This window comes from uncultured Jannaschia sp. (assembly GCF_947494055.1).
Classification (GTDB): domain Bacteria; phylum Pseudomonadota; class Alphaproteobacteria; order Rhodobacterales; family Rhodobacteraceae; genus Jannaschia.
In genome coordinates this window covers 1-21367 of record NZ_CANLTR010000026.1, presented here as the reverse complement: position 1 = coordinate 21367, position 21367 = coordinate 1, and the positions used below count along the sequence as shown (strand labels likewise).

Annotated in this window: 18 protein-coding genes and 5 pseudogenes; 11 read left to right on the top strand and 12 right to left on the bottom strand. The window is 64.1% G+C overall.

From position 1 onward, the window contains the following. Positions 1–20: 20 nt before the first annotated feature. Positions 21–1004 carry a DNA adenine methylase gene (locus Q1A87_RS16440; RefSeq protein ID WP_299653559.1) on the top strand — a complete coding sequence of 328 codons (984 nt, stop codon included), beginning with the start codon at positions 21–23 and terminating at the stop codon, positions 1002–1004. A gap of 613 nt (positions 1005–1617) precedes the next feature. Here Q1A87_RS16440 and Q1A87_RS16435 read toward each other — a convergent pair. Both Q1A87_RS16435 and Q1A87_RS16430 read right to left on the bottom strand, forming a co-directional pair. Continuing rightward, positions 1618–2816, bottom strand: a pseudogene (locus Q1A87_RS16435) (IS91 family transposase). A 12-nt stretch (positions 2817–2828) separates the two neighbouring features. After that, positions 2829–3716: a site-specific integrase gene (locus Q1A87_RS16430; protein ID WP_299653556.1), complete on the bottom strand. Its 888-nt coding sequence runs from the start codon at positions 3714–3716 to the stop codon at positions 2829–2831. Between the two features lie 504 nt (positions 3717–4220). Between Q1A87_RS16430 and Q1A87_RS16425 the strand changes: the two genes are divergently transcribed. Continuing rightward, complete coding sequence (locus tag Q1A87_RS16425) at positions 4221–5519, top strand: MFS transporter (RefSeq protein ID WP_299653553.1); 1299 nt, start codon at positions 4221–4223, stop codon at positions 5517–5519. A 476-nt stretch (positions 5520–5995) separates the two neighbouring features. Continuing rightward, entirely contained in the window at positions 5996–6580 is a 585-nt protein-coding gene (locus tag Q1A87_RS16420; protein ID WP_299653550.1) for a hypothetical protein, read from the top strand. 25 nt (positions 6581–6605) lie between these two features. Here the strand turns inward: Q1A87_RS16420 and Q1A87_RS16415 are convergent, their stop codons facing one another. Both Q1A87_RS16415 and Q1A87_RS16410 read right to left on the bottom strand, forming a co-directional pair. Next, positions 6606–6887 (bottom strand): DUF6471 domain-containing protein, encoded by a 282-nt coding sequence (locus Q1A87_RS16415; protein ID WP_299653547.1) that lies wholly within the window; start codon positions 6885–6887, stop codon positions 6606–6608. Positions 6888–6976: 89 nt separating this feature from the next. After that, positions 6977–7359, bottom strand: a pseudogene (locus Q1A87_RS16410) (integrase core domain-containing protein); the annotation flags it as partial. Positions 7360–7398: 39 nt separating this feature from the next. On the opposite strand from Q1A87_RS16410, the pseudogene Q1A87_RS16405 reads away from it, so the two are divergent. Further along, positions 7399–9549, top strand: a pseudogene (locus tag Q1A87_RS16405) (EAL domain-containing protein). Between the two features lie 186 nt (positions 9550–9735). Here the strand turns inward: Q1A87_RS16405 and Q1A87_RS16400 are convergent. Further along, a complete protein-coding gene (locus Q1A87_RS16400; protein WP_299653622.1) occupies positions 9736–10014 on the bottom strand; it encodes an alpha/beta hydrolase fold domain-containing protein in 279 nt (92 codons plus the stop codon). A 168-nt stretch (positions 10015–10182) separates the two neighbouring features. On the opposite strand from Q1A87_RS16400, the gene Q1A87_RS16395 reads away from it, so the two are divergent. Next, entirely contained in the window at positions 10183–10740 is a 558-nt protein-coding gene (locus Q1A87_RS16395; RefSeq protein ID WP_299653544.1) for a VPLPA-CTERM sorting domain-containing protein, read from the top strand. A 107-nt stretch (positions 10741–10847) separates the two neighbouring features. On the opposite strand, the gene Q1A87_RS16390 is transcribed toward Q1A87_RS16395, so the two are convergent. Further along, positions 10848–11018: a hypothetical protein gene (locus tag Q1A87_RS16390; protein WP_299653541.1), complete on the bottom strand. Its 171-nt coding sequence runs from the start codon at positions 11016–11018 to the stop codon at positions 10848–10850. Between the two features lie 288 nt (positions 11019–11306). Further along, a pseudogene (locus Q1A87_RS16385) lies at positions 11307–11528 on the bottom strand (DUF1232 domain-containing protein); the annotation flags it as partial. A 144-nt stretch (positions 11529–11672) separates the two neighbouring features. Here Q1A87_RS16385 and Q1A87_RS16380 point away from each other — a divergent pair. The 3 genes from Q1A87_RS16380 to Q1A87_RS16370 all read left to right on the top strand — a co-directional run bounded on the left by Q1A87_RS16380 (position 11673) and on the right by Q1A87_RS16370 (position 13503). Next, entirely contained in the window at positions 11673–12101 is a 429-nt protein-coding gene (locus Q1A87_RS16380; RefSeq protein WP_299653538.1) for a helix-turn-helix domain-containing protein, read from the top strand. 185 nt (positions 12102–12286) lie between these two features. Next, a complete protein-coding gene (locus Q1A87_RS16375; RefSeq protein ID WP_299653535.1) occupies positions 12287–12508 on the top strand; it encodes a hypothetical protein in 222 nt (73 codons plus the stop codon). 32 nt (positions 12509–12540) lie between these two features. Beyond that, entirely contained in the window at positions 12541–13503 is a 963-nt protein-coding gene (locus Q1A87_RS16370) for a cation diffusion facilitator family transporter (protein ID WP_299653532.1), read from the top strand. Between the two features lie 239 nt (positions 13504–13742). On the opposite strand, the gene Q1A87_RS16365 is transcribed toward Q1A87_RS16370, so the two are convergent. The 4 genes from Q1A87_RS16365 to Q1A87_RS16350 form a co-directional block, all read right to left on the bottom strand. Beyond that, positions 13743–14357, bottom strand: coding sequence for a DedA family protein (locus Q1A87_RS16365; protein WP_299653528.1), 615 nt, complete (start codon positions 14355–14357; stop codon positions 13743–13745). A 264-nt stretch (positions 14358–14621) separates the two neighbouring features. Next, entirely contained in the window at positions 14622–15425 is an 804-nt protein-coding gene (locus Q1A87_RS16360) for a glycosyltransferase family 2 protein (RefSeq protein ID WP_299653525.1), read from the bottom strand. Beyond that, positions 15422–16999 carry a glycosyltransferase family 39 protein gene (locus Q1A87_RS16355; RefSeq protein WP_299653522.1) on the bottom strand — a complete coding sequence of 526 codons (1578 nt, stop codon included), beginning with the start codon at positions 16997–16999 and terminating at the stop codon, positions 15422–15424. The genes Q1A87_RS16360 and Q1A87_RS16355 overlap by 4 nt, the downstream gene beginning before the upstream one ends. Further along, positions 16996–17271 carry a lipid-A-disaccharide synthase N-terminal domain-containing protein gene (locus Q1A87_RS16350; protein WP_299653519.1) on the bottom strand — a complete coding sequence of 92 codons (276 nt, stop codon included), beginning with the start codon at positions 17269–17271 and terminating at the stop codon, positions 16996–16998. The genes Q1A87_RS16355 and Q1A87_RS16350 overlap by 4 nt, the downstream gene beginning before the upstream one ends. Before the next feature lie 112 nt (positions 17272–17383). Here Q1A87_RS16350 and Q1A87_RS16345 point away from each other — a divergent pair, with 112 nt between their 5' ends. Beyond that, entirely contained in the window at positions 17384–18043 is a 660-nt protein-coding gene (locus Q1A87_RS16345) for a response regulator transcription factor (RefSeq protein WP_299653516.1), read from the top strand. Further along, a complete protein-coding gene (locus tag Q1A87_RS16340; protein WP_299653513.1) occupies positions 18040–19368 on the top strand; it encodes an ATP-binding protein in 1329 nt (442 codons plus the stop codon). Before Q1A87_RS16345 ends, Q1A87_RS16340 begins: the two co-directional genes overlap by 4 nt. Positions 19369–19370: 2 nt before the next feature. Here the strand turns inward: Q1A87_RS16340 and Q1A87_RS16335 are convergent, their stop codons facing one another. Further along, entirely contained in the window at positions 19371–20417 is a 1047-nt protein-coding gene (locus tag Q1A87_RS16335) for a metallophosphoesterase (protein WP_299653509.1), read from the bottom strand. A 361-nt stretch (positions 20418–20778) separates the two neighbouring features. On the opposite strand from Q1A87_RS16335, the pseudogene Q1A87_RS16330 reads away from it, so the two are divergent. After that, a pseudogene (locus tag Q1A87_RS16330) lies at positions 20779–21291 on the top strand (MFS transporter); the annotation flags it as partial. Positions 21292–21367 lie beyond the last annotated feature (76 nt).

Here is a 21367-nt window from a genome sequence, read left to right as displayed (position 1 = left end):
GGCAAACGCGAAGGAATCCAATGCCGCGATCAACCTCACCCCTTCGATACCCGGGCGGCAAGACGTCGATGGTGAGGCTGGTCAGCACCATCATGCAGGCCAATGGCGTCGACCGCGGCGTCTATATCGAACCCTATGCGGGCGGGGGCGGACTGGCCTTGGCGCTACTCTTCGACGGGCACGTTTCCGCGATCCGCCTCAACGACGTCGACCCGGCAATCGCAGCCCTGTGGCGCTGCATGCTCGATCGGACCGAGGACTTTATCGCCACGGTCGAGGCCGTCCCTGTGACGGTCGAGGAATGGGACCGGCAGCGAGCGATCTACCAGTCCGGCCCGGAGTGCGGCGACGAGATGTCCTTCGCCTTGGCGACACTATTCCTCAACCGCACGAACCGGTCCGGAATCATCAAAACTGGCGGAATGATTGGCGGGCGTAAACAGGACGGACGATACCGGATCGACTGCCGGTTCAACAAGGAGACGATCGCCGACCGTATCCGCCGCGTCGCCAAGTATCGCCGCCAGATAACCTTCACGCAGGCCGACGCGCTCGACTTCCTCCAAGAGCATCGGGAGACCCCGGACTATCGCTCGTTCATGTTCATCGATCCGCCCTATTATGCTGCCGGTGCCGAACTATACACGAGCTTTTATACCCCCGAAGACCATGAGCAGCTCGCGGGCGTGATCAGCGCCATTGAACGCCCCTGGATCGTCACCTATGACGCCGCGCCCGAGATAAGCCGGCTCTATCGCTGGAGCCGACAGTTCGCCTTCGACCAGTTATACTCCGCTCAGACCAAGCGAACCGGCACCGAACTCCTAATTGCATCCAAGGGTCTGAGACTTCCGGCGGATCTCCGCGCCCGCCAACACTTCCGCCCCCAGTACCGCACGCCGCGTCCGTCCCTTACGCCGGATTCCACAGGTGCCGATCGCCCAGGTGCAACTCCATTGAGCGTCGGCCAAGCGAAGAGGTCGGCGCGGTGCTTGAACTCGTAGAGAAAGCTGTCGACGCCGTGCAGCCCGGTCCCCGGTCTGTGATAAACGAGGGCGTCGGGCATGTAGCTCCGTCGACGCCCATTGCGGTCACGGTAGGTGATGCGGCAGGGCTGCTCCTAGACGGACATCAACGTCCGGTCAAAATCAACGGTCCCCAAGAAGCATCGTCCCGCACAGCCGACTTCGAGACGATGCGTGTTGCTGCGCGATGCCCCGGAAGACCGCTTCGGGTAAGCTGTGCCGCAGCGATCAGCAGCGGGACCAAGATCTGCTTTGGTGAAGGTTTTCTGATGCGGGTCGCGGCGAAACGTTGCGCATTGTCGGAACCACGACCCGTGTTGGAAAACCTCCCAAGGAGGAAGCCGCGGGGGTCTTGGGGCAATCTATGGGGAAAATGCGCAGTGGGGTGGGGCAACGGCTGGATCAGGGGGTCGGTTGAAGGTGCGCATGGTGCCTGAGACGGGCGCAAACTCGTTCGATGATCCCGACAAAGCTGCTGATGGTCGCGTGATTGCCGCCGTGTGTCGCGCCGAAGACGGAAAGACCCAAGCTATTTGGGCCGTGTCTGCGGATCGCAGCCGGTGGTGTTCCGTTACGGATGACGGGCGAGGTGTCATGTGGCCTGCTCCCTCGGTGGGGCACGCGACATCGGTTTCTGGCCACGGCGGAAGATCTCGATGATGCGCATGGGGCCACCGCAGCAGGGCATGGCTCGCGCAGGGTGAGCGGGATGATCTCGGCTTCGGGTCCCTGCGTGGCGGGTTGTTCCGGGCGTTGCACGCACAGCAAGGCGCGGATCTTGGTGATGTTGGCCTTGCGGGCCGAGCTGGCCAGCAGACCGTAATGCCGGATGCGGTGGAAGTTGTCCGGCAGGACATGGATCAGGAACCTGCGTATGAACTCGGGCGTGGCCAGTCGCATGACCTTTTGTCGGTCGCCGGATTTGACGCGGTAATCCTTCCAGCGGAAGGCGACGGTCTGGGCATCGGCGCTGATCAGGCGGGCGTTCGAGATCGCCACCCGGTGGGTATAGCGGCTCAGGTAGGCCAGCACTGCCTCTGGCCCGCCGAAGGGCGGCTTGGCATAGACGACCCATTCGGACTTGCGGAACGGGGCGAGCCAGGCTGCGAAGGCATCTGCCTGCGCCAGCCGTTCGAGATCGCCGTAGAAGGCGAGCTGCTCGGCGGCATGCAGGGCCATCAGCCCGTCCAGAAACAGGCGCCGGAACAGCCGCGACAGAACCCGCACATGCAGGAAGAACCCGGGACGGCAGGCAACCCACCTGGTGCCGTCGGGCGACAGGCCGCCACCGGGCGCGATCATGTGGATATGCGGATGGTGGGTCAGCGCCGAGCCCCAGGTGTGCAGCACGCTGGTCATGCCCACTCGCGCGCCCATGCGCTTGGGATCGGCCGCAAGGGTCATCACCGTCTCCGCCGATGCCTTGAACAACAGCCCGTAGACCGCCTTCTTGTTCCAATAGGCGATCTGCGCAATCTCGGCTGGCAGGGTAAAGACCACGTGGAAATATTCCACGGGCAGAAGGTCCTCGGCCCGCGCCTCCATCCAGTCGCGCGCCGCGGGTCCCTAGCACTTCGGGCAATGCCGGTTCTTGCAGGAATTGTAGGCGATGTGATGGTGGCCGCATTTGGTGCAACCGGCCACATGCCCGCCGAGCGCTTCGGTCCGGCAGGCCTCGATCGCGGACATCACCTTGAGCTGTGAGAGGCTGACATGCCCCACATTGGCCTGCCGCCACGCAGGGCCATGGGCGCGGAAGATGTCAGCAATCTCCAGCTTCGGCCGGGACACCCCGGCGCCCGGTCACTCCAGGCTTCGCTTCACCGTTTGATCCTGCAACCTGGCCAGCATCTCGTTGGGGCTGACGGTGTCGCGGATCGTCTTGGTGGCCACGTGGGTGTATCGCGCGGTGGTCGTCAGCTTGGCGTGGCCGAACAGCACCTGGATCACCCGCACGTCGGTATTGGCCTCCAACAGATGCGTCGCGAAGCTGTGGCGCAACGTGTGCAAGGTGGCGGGCTTCTTGACCCCGGCCATGTGTTTGGCGGAGGTGAAGGCGCGGTTCAGTTGGCGCGGTGAGATCGGGTTGATCTTCGGCTTGCCGGGGAACAGCCAACCCTCCGGCCGGGCCTCGCGCCACCAGGCGCGCAACAGCTCCAGTAATCCGGGCGACAGCATCACCTTGCGGTCCTTCTGGCCCTTGCCCTGCTCGACGTGGATCAGCATCCGGTCGCTGTCGATGTCGCCGATCTTGAGATTGCAGACCTCGGCCGCCCGGAGCCCCGCACCGTAGGAAATGCTGAGCGCGGCGCGATACTTCAGCCCGGGCCCCGGCGCCGCCATCAGGATGTCGGACACCTCCTCGACGCTGAACACCACGGGCAGCTTCCGCGGCTCGGTGCGGAACTGCATGTAACGCTTCATCTCTTCGCGCCCGCAGGTCATGCCGAAAAAGAACCGCAGCGCCACGATGCGTGTGTTGAATGTCGATGGCGTGACCCCGGTGTCCGTCATGTGGAGCTGGTAGGCTCGCAGATCCTCCGGCGTGGCCGTGTCAGGCGGTCTACCAAGAAAGGCCGCAAAATCCTTGATCGCCCGGATATGGGACTTCTGCGCTTTATCCCCCATTCCGCGAATGCGCATGTCTTCGATCATCCGCTGGCGCAGCGGTGTCACTCTCTCCTCCGTCATGGGAACCTCCTGTCTGATGATTGAGAAGGTCCCAATCGTCAGCCAGGTCGGCCGCATCACAAAACGCCCACCGTTACAGGCGGCTCACGCCATAAGCCAAAAAGCACCAATGCCGCGGAGCGGCTTCGTCCATGGGCCGATTGTGTTGAAAAACTCGGGTAGGCTCAGAACGGCCTGAAGTATTAGAACGCCCGTTTTGGTTGACGACGAAAATACCCCGAAAATGGGGTAAATTCGACCTTCGGTAGAACAGAGTTCTGGTCCAGGACCTGCAGACGCGGGTCGAGGGGGTTTTTCAACCCAATCGGCCGGTATCGACTGCATGCCCTATCCTCAGCTCGGAGGCCTAATCATGCGACGATCACGGCATGACCGGTAATTCAGAACGATCTGCACGGTTCGCCAGCCGTTCGTGGTTAACCGGATCTCCACCACTGATGCGCAAGATGGCGGCGCGCCATGGTCCTGCATCGAGCGGTCTCGATGCGGCGCCGAGAGATCAGAATGGTCAAAAGCCTCCAGTCCGTAAGCGCCCTCCTTCTGGGGTCCGCCATTCTCCTTTTCGCTGGTGGCCTGAATGGTATGATCCTGCCGGTCCGGGGCGGCTTGGAAGGGTTCGGCGCGATCGCCCTTGGCCTGCTCGGGACGGGATGGGCGATCGGGTACGTCGCGGGCTGTCTCGCGACGCCGCGCCTTGTCGCCGGCATCGGGCATATCCGCGCCTTCACTCTCATGTCCGCCCTGGCGGGCATGGCGGTGCTCCTGTCGCTTCTCCTGATCCATCCCGCTGCTTGGGTCGTGCTGCGCGCGCTGTCGGGCTTCTGCTTCGCGGGGGCGGCCATGATCGTCGAAAGCTGGCTGAATGAGCGGACCGAGGCGCGGCTGCGCGGCAAGGTGTTCGGTATCTACACCATGGTGGGCCTCGCCGCGACGACGACCGGACAAATGGCCCTGACATTCGCGCCGATCGAGGGGCACGTACTCTTCGTTCTTGCCGGGGCGTTCTACTGCCTCTCGCTCGTGCCGGTCGCGTTGACGACATCCGGTGCGCCGCAGCCCCTTGTCGTGGTCCGGCTCGATCTGGCTGGTCTGTGGCGGAACTCTCCCGTGGCCGTCTTCGCCGCCTTCATGCTCGGCATCTCCAATTCTTCCTTCTTCACCCTGCATGTCGTCTACGCAGAGCAGGTCGGATTGGGCCTGACGGTCGTCGCCCTCTTCGCCGCCGTGCCCGTAATGGCGGGCGCGCTGTCACAGATCCCGGTCGGCATCCTGTCTGACCGGATGGACCGCCGAATCGTGCTTTTGGGCCTGTGCCTTATGGCGGTGGCCGCCGACGCGGCGTTCATCTTCCTCGCGCCGCACGGGCAATGGACGAACCTGATCGTCGTCGCCCTCTTCGGTGCGACGTCGCTCGCGATCTATCCCGTCGCTATGGCCCATGCCAACGATCACGCCGCGCCCGGCGCCTTCATCCAGACCTCGGGCGGCATCCTCATGGTCCTCGGCGTGGGCTCGATCTTCGGTCCCCTGCTGGCGGGCGTGCTGATGAACGCTCTGGGTCCTCAGGCGCTCTTCTACACGACGATCGTCTCCCATTGCGCCACGGCCGCATTCACGATCGTCCGGATGATGACGGCCCGCGCGGTGCCGCAGGCGCAGAAGGGTGCGTTCCACGTCACCCAGCCGGGTCGCATCAGCACGCCGGAGATGGCCGTGCTGATCGAGGACGCCTCTACCAGATCGCCGGCCGACGAGTCGAAGGCATACGTCCAAGAAGGGCGCCCGATATTGCAGGCTGCGTAGGGCTGAATGACGAATGCCACGCCTCAAGTAGCAGGCGCAGAACCGATACACGATGTGTTTCCGGCAGTACGGCGAAAAGTCACCATTTATGGTTATTATCACCTTCCTGTTGACGCTAGACTGGGAACTTAACACTGGATTAATCGTTTGCTGGTAGCGCTAGGTGGGCGTACCATCTAAGGAGACTGGGGAGGCTTGACCAAGGACGGCAAGCGGCATACTTCCTTTCGTTCGAAATTTATATAGCGCGTAAGTAAGGTATGATCATGAAAAACGTCTTGGACTGGTTGACCGTGCGAGACTACAAAAAGGCCAAACGTGCGGCCACGATGAAGATCATCAGCAAGCAGTGTCGTGGAAGCGTTGCAGCGCAGAGCGGTGACGTCATGTCGGGACGAGACCTTAGTAAGACGTCTCGTGCTGCGGATAAGTCGATGGGTCGTTTGAAAAGAGCCGTCGAGAAAGCCTAAGCATACATGCAGGATGATTTTGACCTCGCCTACCTTAGTGTAGGCGAGGAATGGGATAAGGCCGAGTCCGCTATCAAGCTGGCGGAACAAGTTAATCGAGAAGTTGTTAGCCCTGCAATCTATGAACTTCGCTATGCAGGGCGAAAATTAGTTGAAGCAAAGCAACTTCGGTTGCCAGACCCTGCTAAGTCGCTTGACCTTCTTCGAGATGCTAAAATGGATTGCCTTCGAGCCAGGCACGATGCCATAGATGCTGCAACTTCGAAAATCGTGATGGATTTAGAAATTGCTGTAAGTAATCTGGGAGCTACTAGAGTTCTCAGTTGCTTTCCGAACTGGTCGGATGTGTATGGGCAGCTGGTTCAAGTGAGGTCTAAAATTGCTGTATCTCGAGAAGATCGTAACAACAGAGATGCGATTTATTCTACGATACAAGGAACAGACTTGCCTGCAATTGTTAAACTTTACAATGCATTTAAGGCACAAGAGCCTCACCTTATTCGCGACGCGAAAAAAGAACGATGGACTGCCGTCGGTGGTTATGTTGTTGGCGCGATTGGCATTGTGATAGGAGTCATAGGTATTCTATAGATGTACTTTCTAAGAAGCTCGCTAATTATTTGTTCTGTTCGCTAAAAGTATAGCCCAGCACATCCATACATTGTAGTAGGAATGCTGCAGAAAAGCCTCCTCGGCTTATCTTGTTGGCCATGCCCCCGTCGCTAATATTAACTCCGATTTGACGAAGACGTTCGGCAAGTTCCGCAACCCTCACGCTCTTATCTCGCATACCCTTTCGTATAATTTCTTTCGCATGAGCTTCATACTCGCGTGTGAGAGGATTGCCTCTCCGCGGCTCTGCTTGCGGCGGCGAAGATCGCGTTTGACGGTCTCGCATTCATCTGCTTTCAAAATAACCAAATATGGTGAAGGTAATCGTAGATGTTGCCGAAGTCAAATGGCCTGTCACTATTGGGTGGTCCAGTTTCAGTCTTGGTGCATGACGGGTCTCTCGGCTCCAAGGTGGATACCCGGAGCGGGGGTGATCCCCGCCTGTGAGACGACCAGAGAACTGCTGGCGTTGGTGGCCGATAGCCCGGCGTCGAGTGAGGCCGCGCCGTGCTGTGATGGATCCATCATGCCTCGATCACGACGCGCGTCTCGGCAAGGGGATAGAATATCTCCCCGCTCAGAAGTTCGTTGCGGAGCTTCGAATTAAAGATTTCGCAGTATCCGTTCTCCCGAGGGGTTGGGAGGATCACAGATCGATCCGATGGATCGATCGCCCGACCGACAGATTCGATGAATGCCGCCTTCGCTCCGACCGCGGCGATCCAGTCCCGAACGGCTTTGGCGATGAATTACGGCCCATAACACATTCGGAACGACGATCAGATGGAGGCCACATCGTGGCGCTTCTAGCCTACCGGCCGGGCCTGCCCGCGGCCTTCGACGTGCTCACGACGATCCAGTCGCTCGTCGCGGTCATCGCGGTCATCGCCCTCAGCATGGACCTCGTCGTCGGGCGGCGCGACCGGCGGCGACGGGTCTTCGCGGGGGTGCTGCTCGGCCTCTCCGTCGCACTCCTGCACTACGTCGGGCAGACGGGCTACCGGATTTCCGGAACGTTCCGGTGGGACCTGTCCCTCGCGTTCGGCAGCGCCGGCCTCGGCATCACCTTGTTCGCTCTGGCGCTCGTCGCGGCGGGCGAGCGTCGGTCCGTGCGCCGCCGACTCGCCGCGCCGTTCCTTTTCGCGGCGATCGCCGTCCTCCGTGCTGGCGGAATGGCCGCCATGACGCCAGTCTACGATCCGCGGATCGGCCTCCCGGCAACGTCGGTATCACCGGAGGCAGGCGCGCCGGTCGTGACCGCCATTTGCCTCGGCCTCATCGGCCTGGCGCTCCTCGGCATGCGCTTCAGCCTGCAGGCACAGGCGCAGGTGCGGCGCGATTGGGCTCGGATACTCGACGTCTCGAACCTGGCAGTCGAAGGATTGGCAGTCTGCGATGACACGACGATCCTCGTCGCCAACCAGAGCTTCGCGCGGCTCGTCGGTGCGTCGGAGGGCGACGTGGTCGGCCGACCGATCGCCGACTTCGTACCAGGTGCGGCCCTCCACGATTCGCCCGAGGGAGAAGAGCACGAGGCCGACCTTGTCGCCCTGGGCGGCAAGCCCATTCCCGTGCACGTGCTGCGCAGCGAAGTCTCGGTGGGTCGCCGACGCCGGGCTGTCTTCGCCATCCGCGACCAGCGTGCGCAGCTGCGGAACGAGACGACCATCCGGCGGCTCGCCTACACCGATGCCCTGACCGGCCTCGTCAACCGGGCGCGGTTTGCCGACATCCCGCAGGCTCGTGCCGCGCGGAGCGTGACCGGGGCCGCAAGCCTCGCGCTGCTCGCGATCGATCTCGACCGCTTCAAACGGGTCAACGACACGTTCGGGGAAGCCACCGGCGACGAGGTGTTGCGCGCCGTCGTGGACCGGCTGCGCGGCTGCGGGGGCAGGACGGACATCGTCGCCCGCATCGGCGGAAACGAGTTCGTGATCCTGGCAATCGCGTCACGCGAGGAGGCGACGGACCTCGCCGGCCGCATCCTCGAGGCGTTGCATGCGCCGTTCGAGATGCCCGGCCAGACGCTCGAGATATCCGCGAGCGTTGGCATCGCCTGTCTCGAAGACGCTGCCTCCGATGCGGGAGCCCTGCCGCGGAACGCCGCGCTCGCCTGCGACAGCGCCAAGCGGGCCGGCGGCGGACGGGCTTGCGTCTTCGAGCCGCATCTTCTCAAGGACGCCCAACGTCGGAGTGATCTGGAGCGCGACCTGCGTCAGGCAATCGAACGGGGCGAGTTGGAAGTCTTCTACCAGCCGATGATCGATGCCACAAGCGGCGCGGTCGTCGGCGCCGAGGCGCTCGCGCGCTGGACCAATGCCGAGCAGGGCATGATCTCCCCCGGCCTCTTCATCCCGCTCGCCGAGGAGGTCGGCCTCGTGGGCGCCATCGGCGCACAGGTGCTGGAAATGGCCTGCGCAGAGGCGGCCCGCTGGCCAGAGCAGACTTCGATCACCGTCAACCTCTCGCCGGTGCAACTCGGCGACCCGAACCTCGTGCGCAAGGTGACGCGGGTCCTCGCCGTCACCGGGCTGCCCGCCGGACGGCTCGAACTCGAGGTAACGGAGACCACCCTTCTGGGCGACGACGCGCGCACCTACGAGAACCTGCACCAGCTGCGACGGCTCGGCATCCGCATCGCGCTCGACGATTTCGGCGCGGGCTACTCGTCGCTGAGCCACCTGCGGCGCTTCCCGTTCGACAAGATCAAGATCGACTAGTCCTTCGTCAGGCAGCTTCCCCACGATGCAGGCAGCGTGGCAATCGTTCGGGCAATCACCGCATTTGCCGCCGACTTGCGCATGCGCGTGACGATCGAGAGCGTCGAGACCGAGGCGCAGCGGGCTTTCGCCCAGCGGGAAGGATGCCACCAAGTCCAGGGCTACCTGATCAGCCAGCTGGTCCCCGCGCGGAGGTGCGGACGTTCATGGCCTCGCCCGACCGGCTGACGTTGTTGGCCTGAGTGACCACGGTCAGGGCAGGGCACGGCCGGAAACGCCGCCATAGAGGAGCTTGCGTAGTTCAACCGGACTCGTGTCGAACCCCGTGCTTTTAACGAGACGCGGTATCCAGTCTTGATCCGACCGACGGGACAGGATCCGGGCGACGGGTCATGCCCGCCGCCTGGACCGAAGTCACTCGGAGAGATCGGCCTCGATCCGTTCCACGGCGTAGTCCTGCGCCGCGGCGGCGTCCTCGACCACCGCGGCCATGCCGAAGAATTCGTGCGTGACGCCGTCGAAGGTGCGCTGCTCGACGGGCGAACCGGCGGCCTCAATGGCGTCGGCCAGCATCGTGCCGTCACTCCGGAGCGGGTCGATCTCGGCCTTGATGATCGTCACCGGCGGCAGGCCCGCGAGGTCGGCGTCCACGAGGCTGATCCGCGGGTCGGAGAGCTGGCTCTCGTCGGTGATGGGAAGCCGGACATTCGTGTTGTCTTTCCCGGGGAGGTTAAAAGTTTATGCAAATTCGTCTACAGCCCGAGGTCTTTCGACCTATGCTCCAAAGAGCGTCGGAAATTCTGACGCCATTTTATAAGACAATTTTCTGAATTGAATTTTTTACTCGAAGGATAGGAAACAATGAGTATTAGAGTTCTGCTTACCGCTGCCGCCCTTGCCGCAGCAACCTCCACCGCGGCCTCGGCTGCCGTGATCGACGTCTTCGCCAACGGCGCCTTCGGCGCCCGCGGCACGATGAACCTAGCCGGTCTCATCGACGACGACAACGACGCGGTCGAGGACAGGGTCCGCTTCGACTTCGATGTCCTGGACAACGTCGTCGTCGACAACTTCTCGGTGACCGGCAACGGCTACGCCGCCGGTAACGATCTCGGCAACATCCGGTTCGGGTTCGACGCCGGGTCCGGCATGACGTTCGAGACCATCAACGTGCGCGGCAACGTCACCAACGCGACCGGGTTCCTCGACAACCGCTCGTTCTCGGCGGGGACGATGTTCTCGTTCTTCTTCAACGAAACCGTTCCGGGGCAGAACACCAAGCGGGCCTTCGTCAACCTGACCTTCACGACCGACGCCGCCCCCATGCCGTCGCCAGTCCCGGTCCCGGCCGCGGGTCTGCTGCTGCTGTCGGCCATCGGCGCCGGCGGTCTCGCCGCGCGCGCGAAGAAGACAGCCTGACCTCTCTGATCGACGTAATAACAGGGTCGACCCAGCCGGGTCGGTCCTCCCGGGGATGAGCTATCACACTGGGGTTCGAGATCGCGTCTCTCCAGTCGCGCTCGCGTTCAAGCTTGCCGCGCATCCCGGCCCGCTGCGAGCATCTCATCGCCCTTCCGCGCAGTGTCTTCCATGAAGGCAAGAAGGTCCCGGGCCGGGGCGTGGGCAAGGTCCGTCGACTGGCCTCGACCACGCTGGAACGCCTCGAAGGATGCGATCTCCTCGTCCGTGAACGCCATGTCCCGGGCCGGGAACCGGCGCCGCGGCAGCGCGCTGTCTCAGCCGGTTCAGTACGAGATCGACAATATCTGCCAGCCGGTCAAAACTGCGGTGAGATCCTGTCCAGCCATAAGGGCGCACCCCGCCACAGTTGAGAGTTACGGCCAAGACAAAGTGCTGATCCATCTCAAGATCGCAGCACCGGCCACAATCCATACCAAGATCACCGTGATCTCAGCTGCACGAGTCTGGGGAAGCGTCCTCCGCCTGTCTGCCGTTCTTCTCAACTCATTTAAGAAGTTAAACGACACAAGCCGGACGGCCAACAGGACCCCGAGCGGCACGAGGATCGCATCATCGAGATAGCCCAGCACCGGGATAAAATCTGGAATGAGGTCAATCGGGCTGAAAGCGTAGGCGACCACGCAGGCTGCAACAGCCTTCGCTGTCCAAGGCACCCGCGGATCACGGGCAGCGAGGTATAGCGCCACGACATCGCGCTTCACCTCGCGAGCCCAGCATTGCAGTCGATCCAGGATTGCCGGCTGCTCCACGTGCGCGTCGCCGGGCGTCCGGATGTCTGCCGTGCCATAAGCTCTTCGTAGCTCGCCTTCGGCATCTTGCCGAACTCCGGCTCCAAACCTACCAGAACTGTATGTTTCACGGAGGCGCGGATGATCACCATCGGTAACTTAGGACAGAAGACCGGGACCAAGGTCCAGACCATCCGCTATTACGAGCAGATCGGTCTGCTGCCCGAGCCGGGGCGGATGGCCGGAGGTCAGCGTCGGTACGGAGAGGCCGATCTCGACCGACTGTCCTTCATCCGCCACTCCCGGCAGCTCGGTTTCTCACTCGAAGCGATCCGCGAGCTTCTCGATCTCGCCGACAATCCGGACCGATCCTGCGTCGATGCGGACTCCATTGCGCAGCGGCAACTCAGGCATGTGCAGGAGCGCATTCTCCGGCTCAGAGCGCTGGAGAAGGAACTGAAGCGGATGATCGCGGGCTGCACGGGCGACACGATTGCCGACTGCCGCGTCCTGGAGGTACTGCGGGACCATTCCGAGTGTCTGACGGCCCACCAGAAGATCGGCGCCTGATTACTTCTTGAAGCTACAGTGGCTAGAGGGACTACCTCTTAATCCTCGGCGTTTCCTCGTGATTCTCACGGTGGAAAGCCGACGGAAGCGAAAGGCATCTCCACTTGTCCCAAGCCTGGCTCTGCACGCTCGCGCTGGTCCTGCTGGCTGTGATTGCAGCAGTTATCTGGGTCACGGGAGCGATCATGCTAGGCTTGCGAGTCGGCGCGTCCGTTCCCACACCGAAAGCGACGATTCCGGACCAGATCGTCACCGAGGTCCTGTCCTTCGGCCTGGTCACACGTCTCGATCGCGTGACCGAGGAGCTGCTGGTTGAGGCCTACGAGACGCCGGACCGCCCTTGGATCGCGGCAATGTTCTTCGCTGGCTTCCTATTGCTGCTGTCGCCCGAGGACCTCCTCGCCTGAGACCCTGATCCTTACTGAAAGACCGAATTGACATGCCCCACGATCACGGCCACGCCCATCTCGACCCCGCCTCCGGCGACAGGCGCGTCGCCGTCGCGATCTGGGCCAACGGCCTGCTCACCGCCGCGCAGATCGCGGGCGGTATCTTTGCAGGCAGCCTTGCGCTGATCGCCGACGCGCTGCACAACTTCTCGGACATGGCGTCGCTCATCATCGCCTTCGCCGCGCGCAAGATCGCCCGGCGGCCGGCCGACGAACGCATGACCTTCGGCTATGGCCGGATCGAAATCGTAGCCGCGCTGATCAACTACACGACGCTCATCATCGTCGGCGTCTATCTGATATACGAGGGCGGCATGCGGATGATCGACCCGCCCGAGGTCCGCGGCTGGTGGGTGGTGATCCTCGGCGGCGTGGCGCTGGCCGTCGATACGCTGACGGCGATGCTGACCTACTCGATGCAGAAGGGCAGCGTGAACATCCGCGCACTGTTCCTCCACAACCTCAGCGACGCGCTCGCCTCCGCGGCCGTCATCGTCGGCGGCGCGCTGATCATCCTCTACGACATCCGCTGGGTCGATCCCGCGATCACCATCCTGATCGCATTCTACATCCTCTATTTGGCCGTCACCGAGATCGGCAGCCCCGTCCGCACGCTGATGCTTGGCAGCCCGCCTGACCTCGACTGTGGCGCAGTAGTCGAAGCAATGCGCGGCGCGGGCGGCGTTCGAGACGTTTACCACGTTCATCTGTGGCAAATGGAAGAGCATGCCGCGGCGCTCGACTGCCACGTTGTGCTGACGAAGGCGGGATGGAACGACATCGAGGGCGTCAAAGTGAAGACGAAGGCGATGCTTCGGGACCGGTTCGGCATTATCCATTCCAGCCTCGAATTCGAACACGAGGACCACGCTCACGAGGACGCCGACCTCTACGGACATGGCGAAGTTGGAAAGAACGGTGAACACGACCACGAGCACGGTATCGGTACATAACGATGCCGGCGAAGCTCTGAGATGGGCCCGGCGGCCATCGTGTCCATGGTCGTGGCGTTGACAGTCGCCTGGCTGACATTGGCCGCGATTCTGTGGTCGGTCGCCCGGCCGAAGCGCCGCCTCTGGCTGCCTCAGTCTTGCAAGGGCGATAGCCCAGTGTGCTCCGATCTTTGAGCTTTCTCGCGAAGAGGACATTTCGGCGGACCACCTGAACCAGCCGGCCTATCGGTTCGTCCCGTCTATCTCGAACCTGTTCGCCGCCGAAGCAGCATCCGAATAAGCCGGAACAGGTAAAGCCCGACGATGCCGATCACGATGGCGGTGGTCACCGGATCGAGCCAAGCTCCGATGCGCTCGTACTGCGATCGCAAGAGATATCCCGCGGCCGTCAGCAGGCTGACCCAGACTGCGCTGCCAAGAGCCGTCAGGATCAAAAATCGAATGAGCGCCATGTCCGCCAAGCCGGCCGGCACCGAAATTAGCGTTCGCACACCGGGAACCATCCGTCCGAGGAACACGGCCTTGCCACCGTGCCGGTCGAACCAGGCGATGGTGGCATCAACATCCCCGGCCTCCATCGTCAGCCAGACGCCATGACGCTCGGCCAGCCGGCGCAACTGTGCGCGGCCGACCAGACGGCCTGCGTAGAACCAAGGCAGGGCACCCGCAACCGAACCGGCAATACCTGCAAGGAGCACGGCCAACAGGGACAGCGTTCCCTCGGCAGCCTGGAACCCCGCCAGAGGCATGACGAGTTCAGAGGGAATTGGCGGAAAGATGTTCTCGAGCACCATGAGGGCGAAGACGCCCCATGGCCCGCCCGTGGCGATCCAGCCGGAGATCAGATCGAACATGGGCTTTCCTTTGGATGCCGGGAGACAACCGCGGCCCGTGGGGCGGCTAGGTCGCAGGTCTTCCTTACGATTGCCCGACGAGACCGTGATGCGCCGTAACTCGCGTCGATCAGCGAATGCCGTATGGAAAACCCGTCGATGTCTCCGAAGACGCGGCTGACCTCGAGATCGATGTCCGGCTCCGACATGGCAACGACATCGCCGCCGTCACGAACGCAACGATTCCGAATGCTTCCGGAGAAAGTAGACAAAAGCGGACCTCGATCACGGTTGCAGTTCCAGGACCACATCCGGATCGGTCTCCGTCGGCTGCGCCTGATCGAGTACCATTCCGCTCGCGCCGCCACGCCTGCGGATCAGCCATGCCGCGCCCAGAAGGTCCGGAATGCCGACGAGCGCCCGGGCGAGATTGGAGTATTTCGACGCTCCGCCCATGCGCTCGCGATGCGCGACCGGTACCGTCGCAATGTTCCACCCCTCCCTTAGCATCATTGCCGGCATGAAGCGGTGGATATGGTTGAACCACGGCAGCTCGAGATAGGCCTCGCGCCGGAACGCCTTCATGCCGCAGCCGGAATCTCGAACCCAGTCGTGCAGGAGCCGTCGGCGCAGCGCGTTCGCCGCGCGAGCGGCGAGGCGGCGCGCCGTTGTGTCCTTCCGTGCCTGCCGTTCACCTTGCACGAGACCCAGGGTCGCCGCGCCCGGGGCCTCGAACGCGGCGAGGAGGCGCGGGATCTGGTCGGGCGGGTTCTGGCCGTCGCCGTCGAGCGTCACCACGATCGCCGCACGGGCGCGCCGCACGCCCTGGCGGATCGCGAAGGACTGTCCGCGGGACGTCTCGTTGCGGATCGCGACAAGGCAGTCGTGGCGGGTCTCGAGCGTGGCGAGCACGTGCCGCGTTCCGTCCGTCGAGCCGTCGTCGATCACGATCAGCTCGAAGCGACGGTCCGCCAGGACCCCTGCGATGCCGTCGACCAGGGGACCGATCGCCACGACCTCGTCGCGGGCCGGAACGATCACGCTGATCTCCGGCGCGACGCAGAAGCTTTCCATCGTCATGCGCGTCATGCCCCAGGCTCCGCTAGAGGCGCGTCGGCCACGGTCCAGATGCCGTAGGGGGCGTTCCGGAAAAGCACGATTTCGCGCGGCGGCCAGCCGGGCGCCGACCGGTCGGGACGCGCGACGATCCGGCCGCCGGGATGCGCCGCCGCCCAGTCCCGCAGCGCGGCTGCCGACATCGGATTGGCTACCGGCTGGCGCAGGCGGCCGGCGAAGTTGAACTCCGCGTGGTAGGTCTGTCCGTAGAAGGCCAGCCCCGCCGCTGCATGCGGCGCGACGATCGCGGCGATGCCGTGCGTGTCGTAGATGCCGCGCGTATCGGTCAGCCCGACGGCCAGATCGACGGACAGCAGCAGGCCCAAAGACAACACGGCCCCGCCCCGCAGTCCGCCAAGACGGATCGCGAGCCAGGCGATCCCCAGCAACAGCATCACCCAGGCCACAAGGATCGAGCGCGGATGGATGAGATTGCCGGCGTCGCCCAGCGAAACGAAGCCGGCCGCTGCTGCAAAGCCTGCCGCGGCGAGGCCCAAGACCGGGATTGCGGCGACCCAGAGGCCGTCCCTCGCGTTCCGCGACAGCCGGGCCACGACGAGGGCTGCGGCCCCCAGGCCGGGCAGGAGGTAATGGACCTGCTTGCCGCTGATCAGGCTGAAGAGCAGCAACGCGGCGCCGAACCAGACGAGACAGAGCCGTAGGCCCGGCTCGCGCCAGATTCCCTGCCGGCCCGCCGCGCGCCAGAGGCCCGGCACCCAGAGCCACGGGAACAGCAGGACCGGCAGGGCGACCGCATAGAACCACAACGGCTTCGCATGGGCGAAGCTTGCGGACATTCGGCCCGCGCTCTGGGTCCAGAGCACCGCGTCGCGGTAGTCTGGCCCGCCCGCGACGACGGCCGGGACGAGCCAGAGCCCGACCACTGCCAGCGCCACGGCAAGGGCACAGGCCGCGCCCCCGGCCACGACGCGACGGCCGGGGGCGCGGGCTGTGCCCCCACCGGCCCAGACCGGCACCAGCACCAGCGCCGGTACGACGTGGAGCAGGATGACCGGCCCCTTCGCCAGAACGCCTGCCGCGACCGCGAAGCCGAGAAGAGCCCAGTCGCGCCACCGCCCGGTCGCGACTGCGCGGACCAGGGCCAGCGTCGCCCCCGCCGTCGCCGCCGTAAGCGCGGCGTCGAACATCGTCAGCCCCCCGAAGACCGCGAAAAGGAGCAGCCCGCACAAGGCGATCACGGCGCGCGGTCCGGCCTCGGCATCGTCGGGCCAGAGCGTGCGCGCGAGCCGCCCGGTCAGCACGATGGCCAGCACGGCGAAGGCCGGGCCGACCAGTCGCGCCGCAACCTCCGACACGCCCGTGAACCACCAGACCGCGTTGATCGCCCAGAACAGCAGCGGGGGCTTGTGGCTGTAGATCTCGAAGTTTCTCGTCGGAACCAGCCAGTCCTTCGATAGCCACATCTCCCAGGCGACCGCGAGATAGCGCGTCTCGTCGATCGGCATGGCCGGGCGCAGCAGCACGCCCGCCACAACGACCACCGCGAAGGCGAGACAGGCCAGCCGGGCCGCATCGCGATCGCTCATCCGGCCACCGCGCGGCGGGACCGTCCGATCAGCGACAGGTTGCGGGCGTAGACGACGAGGCCCGTCGCCTGGCCCAGGATGAAGACCGGGTCCCGCCGCCAGATCGCGTAGCTCAGAAGCGTGATCCCGCCCAGCAGGCTGAACCACCAGAACGCGACCGGGATCACGCTTTCGCGCCGCCGCTCGCTGACGATCCACTGCACCAGGAATCGGGAGGTGAAGAAAAGCTGTCCCAGAAACCCGACACCGATCCAGACCGTTTCAGTGATCATGATTCCCCCATATGCGTCGCGCGGCTCGATCCGCACCGTGGACGCACATGGCGATCGAACCTTACGGTTCGCTGACCGTTGACGAATGTCGAAGGATCGCCGTAGAGGTTCGATGCGATTGCTTATGGTGGAAGACGAGGCGGACCTCGCCGGCGCGGTGGCCGACCATCTCCGCGCGGCGTCTCACGCCGTGGATCTTGCCGCCACGCTGGAAGACGCGATGGCGGCGGCGCGCACGACGGCCTACGCCCTGATCCTGCTCGACCTCCGGCTGCCGGACGGCGACGGCCTCGCCCTGTTGCGAAGCCTGCGCGATCGCGGCGACGCCACGCCGGTCCTCATCGTCACCGCGCGCGATCGGATCACCGAGCGGATCGCGGGGCTCGACGCCGGCGCGGACGACTATCTTGTGAAGCCCTATCATCTCGACGAGATGCTGGCGCGGGTCATCGCGATCCTGCGCCGCGTCGATGGCAACCGGACCCCGGAACGCCGGTTCGGGGCCTTGCGCCTTCTGCCCGCCGCGGCCCGGGTCGAGCTTGGCGGCGCCCACGTGGCGCTGACCCGAAAGGAATGGGCGGTCCTGGACCGGCTAAGCCGCCGGCCCGACCTTACGGTCAGCCGTGCCGAGCTGGAGGACACCGTCTACGCCTTCGGTGAAGAGGTCGAGAGCAACGCCATCGAGGTGCATGTAAGCCGGTTGCGCGCCAAGCTCGGGCGCGGCGCGATCGAGACGGTGCGCGGCTTCGGCTACCGGATGGGTCGGGCATGACCCGACGCCGCAGCCTCACGCGCCGCATTGCGCGCCTCACGAGCCTCGGGGTCGGCGCGATCTGGCTCCTCGCGATCCTGGCGATGGCGCTGGTGCTCCGGTCCGAACAGGAGGAGCTGCTCGACCTCACCCTGCGGGAGACGGCCGAGCTGTTCCAACCGATCCTGATCGGGCGCTGGCGCGATGGAGAGAGTGGCACGCTGATGCCGACGCGCGGCCAACCGGGCGCCGACGAGGCGCTCGTATTCCTTCTGTTCGATCCGGCAGGTCAGGTCCTGCTCCGCTCCGCCGGGGCGGCGAACGCGGACCTTCCCGCCAGCGCGCCGCGTCGCGGCTATCGCGAGACGCGAACGCACGTGTTCTACCAGACAGAGCCCGACGCGGCGGGATACGCCGTGGCCTTCGGCGATCCGCTCGAGGAACGGCGGGAGGCCTACGGCGAGAGTTTCCTCGCGTTCCTCCTGCCGATGCTGGCGCTCCTGCCGATCGCCTACCTGCTCGTTGGCTGGATCGCGCGGACCGCGCTCCGTCCGCTCGAGGCATTGCAGGGCGACATTGCGCTTCGCAGCGAGGGTCGGCTGGACCCGATCGACGCGAGCCACTTGCCCGACGAGCTTCGCGCGATCACCGCAACGCTGAACGGATTGATGGTCCGTCTCGGCCGCGCCATCGACAGCGAACGAAGCTTCGCCACCAATGCCGCGCACGAGTTGCGCACCCCCGTCGCCGTCGCGCTGGCCCAGGTGCAGCGCTTGAGGGCGGAGACGGTGGGGGCGGACGACTTGGTCCGGATCACGCGGATCGAGACCGCCCTCATGCGGATGTCGCGGCTGGTCGCGCGCCTGCTGCAGCTCGCCCGCGCCGATGCGGGGATCGGCGCCGCCACGGACCGCCAGGATCTGCGCGCCGTGCTCGACCACGTGCTCGAGGACAGCCGCCGTGATCCGGACCGCCGCGCACGGATGGTCGAGGTCTTGCCCGCTGCGCCGGTGCTGGCGCGGATCGACGCCGACGCCTTCGCCATCCTCGCCGGCAACCTGATCGACAACGCCTTTCAGTACGCGCCGGAGGGGACCGACATCCGCGTCGAACTCACCAGCGACGCGACGCTGCGTGTCGAGAATGACGGCGCGGTGCTGAGCGGAACCGAGCTGTCCGGATTGACGCGTCGCTTCCACCGTGGACATGCCCGAGGCGACGGCTTCGGCCTGGGCCTGCACATCGCCGACACGATCGCGCGGCAATCCGGCGGCCGCCTCACCCTCGCCTCCCCGCCCGAGGGACGCGAGAGTGGCTTCGCCGCGACGTTCCGCGCCGCGATTTGAATTCAATCGAGACTATCCAGTCGCATGGGATTACAGGGTCGCGATCCTGCGTCGAGAACATTTCCCGTCAAAGCATCGACATAAGCCCACCTATAAGAGGACTTCCGAAGGTCCAGCCGTAGCAAGCCCGTGCGGCCGAATATGGCCGCTTCCGTTGCGGGAAGTTTCGGGATCGGGTCGTCGATAACGCCCCCCGTTCCGACCGTGAATGCGACCGTGCCGAGACCCGTTGCGATCTCGCCATAGCTATCGAGCGGCGCCGTCCGCTCGTAAAAGTGGTTGTGTCCGTTCAAGACCACGCTCGCTCCTGCCTGCTGAAGTTGTCGAAACAGGTTGACGGCGTTTTCCCGGCCGTCACGTGCCCTCAGAGAATGAGCGGGCTTGTGGTAGAACCCGAGAATGCAGACCTCACCATCCTCGTTGAGCCGATCGCGCAACCAGTCCGATTGCGGCGACCCGGGCGACGCGTCCGCCTCGCTGTTCAGCGATAGAATAAGCCAGCCGGGGGCGGTCGCGACGTACCAGCCACGCCGCTCCGGCCCCGCCTGCGCGCCGAAATAGTCGTAGTAGCCGAACGCACCGGGGGTCTTGTACTCGTGGTTTCCCGGTGTCGGCAGGATCCGTGGCTTGAGGAAACCCCAGACAGGATCGAAGCAATCTGCGTATTCGACCGGACGGCCCTTGCTGTATACCGTGTCGCCCAGAGCGAGGATTGCGGCATCCGGCCATTCGCTGGCCAGGGCAGCCGTCTCGTTCGCCATGGCACTCGTCGGATCCAGCGCACTTTCGAATCCGAGGAGGTACATCGTGTTCGGCAGCTTGTCGGCGAGACCTGAGCGCTCATCGCAGCTTGCGATATCCCCGGCGGCAAGAACGACGGTTGTATCGTTTTCAGTAATACCGGCCTGAAGAATGTCCTGCGGAGTAGGCCCATGGGGCGCAATGATGAGTGCGCGAACTTCTGACAGTACATACGTCACCCAACCGGACTCGATCGTGACCAAGGCGACCGAGAGCAGAATAGCACTTGCCAGAAGCTTCCAGAGCACCGCTGCCGAACCTTTCTCCAGGTAAACTCGAGGAGGCGGTAAGCGGCAAAGCTGACAGAGAGCTTACATCGACCCGGACAGTATGGATCGTCAATGCCAGTTTTTCGCGCATGACCGAACGCGCGCTGCACATATGGCGTCTGTCGAATGACATCTTACGGACACGATAGCGTGTCCCTGCAGCCGCGGCGCCCTTTGATCTTGACGGTCCTTGTCCAATCCCGGATCGGCGACTCTATTCTTTTGACTTTGCGGGTGTGGCGAAAATGGCGGTAACAGCTATTTTCGGTGTGTTTTCCTCCAGCGACAGTTCGGCATTATGGAGCGCGTAGTGGATCGCCCCATTCCACTGAGGACACCCATGCTGGCCATTCTCGCACACCGCACCTATCGACACCTGTTTCTCGCCCAGGTCGTGGCGCTTCTTGGCACCGGCCTCGCGACGGTCGCCTTGGGACTCCTGGCCTACGACCTCGCAGGCGATCGGGCCGGGCTGGTGCTGGGGGCGGTCTTCACCATCAAGATGGTGGCCTATGTGGGCATCGCTCCGATCGCCGGGGCCTTCGCCGATCGGGTGCCGCGCCGGGCGATGCTGGTGGCGCTCGATCTCGTGCGTGCGGGCTCTGCGCTGGCGTTGCCCTTCGTGACAGAGGTCTGGCAGGTCTACGTCCTGATCTTTCTGCTGCAATCGGCCTCGGCCGCCTTCACGCCGACCTTCCAGGCGACGATCTCCGACGTGCTGCCAGAGGAGGATCGCTATACCCGGGCCCTGTCGCTCTCGCGTCTTGCCTACGACCTGGAGACCATCGTCAGTCCGACGCTCGCCGGCGTGCTGCTCGCGGTGATGTCCTACAACGCGCTGTTCCTTGGGACCCCCCTCTGTCAGGAGAGTTGTCGCCCGCTCTTGCACTGAAAGTGTACACTGAGGCGGGCGGGACAGGATGACGATT

Bases quoted from the DNA above. Each gene is read 5' to 3' on its own strand.
- Q1A87_RS16345 (WP_299653516.1), top strand. From the start codon at position 17,384: ATGCGATTGCTTATGGTGGAAGACGAGGCGGACCTCGCCGGCGCGGTG.
- Q1A87_RS16370 (WP_299653532.1), top strand. From the start codon at position 12,541: ATGCCCCACGATCACGGCCACGCCCATCTCGACCCCGCCTCCGGCGAC.
- Q1A87_RS16340 (WP_299653513.1), top strand. From the start codon at position 18,040: ATGACCCGACGCCGCAGCCTCACGCGCCGCATTGCGCGCCTCACGAGC.
- Q1A87_RS16350 (WP_299653519.1), bottom strand. From the start codon at position 17,271: ATGATCACTGAAACGGTCTGGATCGGTGTCGGGTTTCTGGGACAGCTT.
- Q1A87_RS16430 (WP_299653556.1), bottom strand. From the start codon at position 3,716: ATGACGGAGGAGAGAGTGACACCGCTGCGCCAGCGGATGATCGAAGAC.
- Q1A87_RS16360 (WP_299653525.1), bottom strand. From the start codon at position 15,425: ATGACGCGCATGACGATGGAAAGCTTCTGCGTCGCGCCGGAGATCAGC.
- Q1A87_RS16425 (WP_299653553.1), top strand. From the start codon at position 4,221: ATGGTCAAAAGCCTCCAGTCCGTAAGCGCCCTCCTTCTGGGGTCCGCC.
- Q1A87_RS16380 (WP_299653538.1), top strand. From the start codon at position 11,673: ATGATCACCATCGGTAACTTAGGACAGAAGACCGGGACCAAGGTCCAG.
- Q1A87_RS16355 (WP_299653522.1), bottom strand. From the start codon at position 16,999: ATGAGCGATCGCGATGCGGCCCGGCTGGCCTGTCTCGCCTTCGCGGTG.
- Q1A87_RS16395 (WP_299653544.1), top strand. From the start codon at position 10,183: ATGAGTATTAGAGTTCTGCTTACCGCTGCCGCCCTTGCCGCAGCAACC.
- Q1A87_RS16440 (WP_299653559.1), top strand. From the start codon at position 21: ATGCCGCGATCAACCTCACCCCTTCGATACCCGGGCGGCAAGACGTCG.
- Q1A87_RS16375 (WP_299653535.1), top strand. From the start codon at position 12,287: ATGCTAGGCTTGCGAGTCGGCGCGTCCGTTCCCACACCGAAAGCGACG.
- Q1A87_RS16420 (WP_299653550.1), top strand. From the start codon at position 5,996: ATGCAGGATGATTTTGACCTCGCCTACCTTAGTGTAGGCGAGGAATGG.
- Q1A87_RS16390 (WP_299653541.1), bottom strand. From the start codon at position 11,018: ATGGCGTTCACGGACGAGGAGATCGCATCCTTCGAGGCGTTCCAGCGT.
- Q1A87_RS16415 (WP_299653547.1), bottom strand. From the start codon at position 6,887: ATGCGAGACCGTCAAACGCGATCTTCGCCGCCGCAAGCAGAGCCGCGG.
- Q1A87_RS16365 (WP_299653528.1), bottom strand. From the start codon at position 14,357: ATGTTCGATCTGATCTCCGGCTGGATCGCCACGGGCGGGCCATGGGGC.